The sequence below is a fragment of the Escherichia sp. XD33 genome (assembly GCF_019375075.1).
GTDB lineage: Bacteria > Pseudomonadota > Gammaproteobacteria > Enterobacterales > Enterobacteriaceae > Enterobacter > Enterobacter flexneri_A.
In genome coordinates this window covers 1-908 of the sequence record NZ_JAENDM010000229.1, presented here as the reverse complement: position 1 = coordinate 908, position 908 = coordinate 1, and the positions used below count along the sequence as shown (strand labels likewise).

Genomic DNA, 908 nt, shown 5'->3' with positions numbered 1-908 from the left:
TTTGTGGGTACCGGCTTTTTTATTCACCCTCTGTAAGGAAAAGCTGATGAAACGACATCTGAACACCAGCTACAGGCTGGTATGGAATCACATTACGGGCACCCTGGTGGTGGCTTCCGAACTGGCGCGCTCACGGGGAAAACGCACCGGTGTGGCGGTTGCGCTGTCTCTTGCTGCTGTCACGTCAGTCCCGGCACTGGCTGCTGACACGGTTGTACAGGCGGGAGAAACCGTGAGCGGCGGAACACTGACAAATCATGACAACCAGATTGTCTTCGGTACGGCCAACGGAATGACCATCAGTACCGGGCTGGAGTATGGGCCGGATAACGAGGCCAATACCGGCGGACAATGGATACAAAATGGCGGTATCGCCAACAACACTACTGTCACCGGTGGTGGTCTTCAGAGAGTGAATGCCGGAGGAAGCGTTTCAGACACGGTTATCAGTGCCGGAGGCGGACAGAGCCTTCAGGGGCAGGCAGTGAACACCACTCTGAACGGCGGTGAGCAGTGGGTACATGAAGGCGGGATTGCAACGGTTACCGTCATTAATGAGAAGGGCTGGCAGGCCGTCAAATCCGGCGCAATGGCAACCGACACGGTTGTGAATACCGGCGCGGAAGGGGGACCGGATGCAGAAAATGGTGATACCGGGCAGACCGTCTACGGAGATGCCGTACGCACCACCATCAATAAAAATGGTCGTCAGATTGTGGCTGCTGAAGGAACGGCAAATACCACTGTGGTTTATGCCGGCGGCGACCAGACTGTACATGGTCACGCACTGGATACCACGCTGAATGGGGGGTACCAGTATGTGCACAACGGCGGTACGGCGTCTGGCACTGTTGTAAACAGTGACGGCTGGCAGATTATCAAGGAAGGTGGTCTGGCGGATTTCACCA

At 56.1% G+C, this 908-nt stretch carries 1 protein-coding gene; it reads left to right on the top strand.

The features are described 5' to 3' along the window. Nucleotides 1-46 precede the first annotated feature (46 nt). On the top strand, nt 47-908 hold an 862-nt coding region (locus K0778_RS26490), incomplete at its 3' end, for an ESPR-type extended signal peptide-containing protein (RefSeq protein ID WP_214290701.1).